The 2,500-nt window shown below is 55.4% G+C and carries 2 protein-coding genes; both read left to right on the top strand.

The window, feature by feature from the left end; all coding sequences use genetic code 11:
- The first annotated feature begins 120 nt into the window (after nt 1-120).
- A complete protein-coding gene (locus IQ260_RS29795) occupies nt 121-1,821 on the top strand; it encodes a VWA domain-containing protein (RefSeq protein WP_228016564.1) in 1,701 nt (566 codons plus the stop codon).
- A 16-nt stretch (nt 1,822-1,837) separates the two neighbouring features.
- The coding region (locus IQ260_RS29790) for a hypothetical protein (RefSeq protein WP_193996670.1) at nt 1,838-2,500 on the top strand (663 nt) is incomplete at its 3' end.

The raw sequence follows: 2,500 nt of genomic DNA, 5'->3' as shown, positions 1-2,500 counted from the left end.
TACAAGCGACAGGCCTAATGTCGGGGATTTGTGCGTAACAAGTGGGCAGGATAAATCGGAATTGATATCAACTATTGTGTAGCTATTGGTAATGTCACGTTGGCAGCTATGGAGAGCCGATTGAAAAAGTTTGTTCGTGTTATTTCTAGTTCCTTGGCCGGTGGTCTACTGTTAGCCGGTTGTAACGGCGGGACCAGTTCCGGCGGGGGGCGGGGGTTTGAAGTTAAGCTGCTGGTGGGGAGTGCCCTGCACCACTTTTGTGACCAGACGGCAGAGCAGTTTAACCAAACTAACCCTAAGCTCACCAGCGGTGACGCCTTTCATATGAGTTGTGAAGCTGCAGGCAGCGGTGACGTGGTTGAAAATACTGTCACCCTGGCTCAGCAGCTGCAGCAGGGGGCGATTACAGCCGATGACCCAGCGTTTCCCACAATTCTGTCGGTGGATGGTGAAATCTATCAAAACCAGCTGATCTATCGGATGGAACAGCTGGTACCTGGTCAAAACTATATTCCAGCCATTACTGACTCGCCACTGTTGGCCAATAGCCCCATGGTCTTTATGGTGCCGATGGACCTGGCTCCGGGGCTGCGCCAGGTGGATGATTTGTTTGCCAAATTAGTCACGGCCCAAACCCATAAGGATTTGGATGCTAGCAGTCCCGATCAGCCGATCTACTACGTTCATACCGCTCCCACCCGTTCCAATTCTGGGTTACAAACCTTAGTAGCCCAGTTTGCCTCCGTGTCAGGCAAACGGCCAGAGGAGCTGACCACAGCAGATGTGCAGCAACAGCAGGCAGCGGTACAGCAAATCCAGAGCAAGATCACCCGCTATGGTAAATCCACGTCTACCCTGGCCCAGTCCATGGTAGAAAACGGGCCGTTTTGGGCTTCCGTCGGTTCGGTGTACGAGTCTTCGGTGATTGCTGCTAATACCGATCTGCCCCCTGGCGGCACTCGGTATGAAGCGGTGTATCCCAAGTCCACCTTTACCTCCAACATGCGCGGCATTGTTCCCAATGCCCCCTGGGTTAGCGACCAAGAGAAAGAAGCCGCTGACCAAATTCTGGCCTATTTTCAGACTCCGCCTGCCCAGGAAATTGCGATGAATCTAGGGCTGCGCCCCGGCGCACCAGGGATAGCGCTAGGACCTAAATTTAGCCCCAGCTTTGGCGTTGACCCCCAGGCTAGCTACGATTCCTACCGACCCCCGGCCCCAGAGGTGGCTGAGGCCATGCTGACTACCTGGAGTCAGGTGGCCAAGAAGTCTTCTTTGGTGGTGGTGGTGGTGGACACCTCCGGGTCTATGGAGGGTAATAAGCTGCCGTCGGTGCAAAATACCCTCAAAACCTACATTGATGCTCTGGGGCCAAAAGACCAGGTGGCGCTGATTGACTTTGATAGCGATATTCGTCAGCCGGTGCTGGTGGATGGCACGGCTGAGGGTAAGGCTCGGGGGCTGCAGTTTATTACGAGTTTGCAGGCCGATGGCGGTACACGTCTCTACGATTCGGCCCTAGCGGCCCGTAACTGGCTTTCTGAAAATCTTAAGGCTGAGGCGATTAACGCGGTACTGGTGCTCACCGATGGTGAAGACTCAGAATCCAATATCAGCCTGGAGCAGCTAGCCCAGGAGCTTTCTAAAAGTGGGTTTTCCTCAGACCAGCGAATTGCCTTTTTTACAGTGGGCTATGGCCAGGAAGGGGAGTTTAACCCCCAGGCTCTAGAGCAGATTGCCCAGCTAAATGGGGGGTACTATCGTAAGGGCGATCCGGCCACCATTGCCCAGCTAATGGCCGATTTGCAGGTGGAGTTTTAGGGGTTTAGGAGCATCGATGAAGCTAGCGAATCCATTGCAGTATCCCCTAGCGGTGCTGGCAGGGGGCATTTTTCTGGTGGGTGGCGTGCGTCTAGGACGCTTACCCAGCGTGGTGGCCATACCGGGTGCAGTTGCGATCGCAACCGTAGGAGCTGCCCTGCTCAAAACCCGCGAACCTGACGGAGTAGAGCTGACCAATAAAGAACTCAATCGCGAATTTCAGCAGGTGCGGGAGCAGGCGGTGGATCTGGGAGCACGGGCGGATGAACTCAATCAAGAAGCGACACAGCTGCTGACGGCTAGCAATCAGATGGAGCTATTGGGCACGGTGCAGTATGCGTGCGATCGCACCCAGGAACTCCCCCAAAAAATTGACCAGCTAGCGCTCCGGATGGCAGGCAATGACGCCCTGCTCTCCGTTGACGACCTCAGCCGCCAGCTCAAACAAGCCGAAATCAAGGTTCGCAACAGCAAGGGCATCGCCCAGGAACAGTGGGGCAAACTCGCCAATAGCCTCAAACGCAACATCGCCCTCGCCCAGCAGGGCGAAGACGCCCGCCAGGCCCAGCTAGCCAACCTATCCACCCTGATTGCCGAATCAGGCGGTGTCCTGCAACAGCTACAAAACAAACTCCGCACCGCCGATCTCACCAGCTCAGTCGCCGCCAATGAGCTACGA

Origin of the sequence: Leptolyngbya cf. ectocarpi LEGE 11479, from assembly GCF_015207065.1 — a bacterium.
GTDB lineage: Bacteria > Cyanobacteriota > Cyanobacteriia > Phormidesmidales > Phormidesmidaceae > Leptothoe > Leptothoe ectocarpi.
Note: the sequence above shows the minus strand (reverse complement) of the source record. Positions and strands in the feature narration are given on the sequence as shown.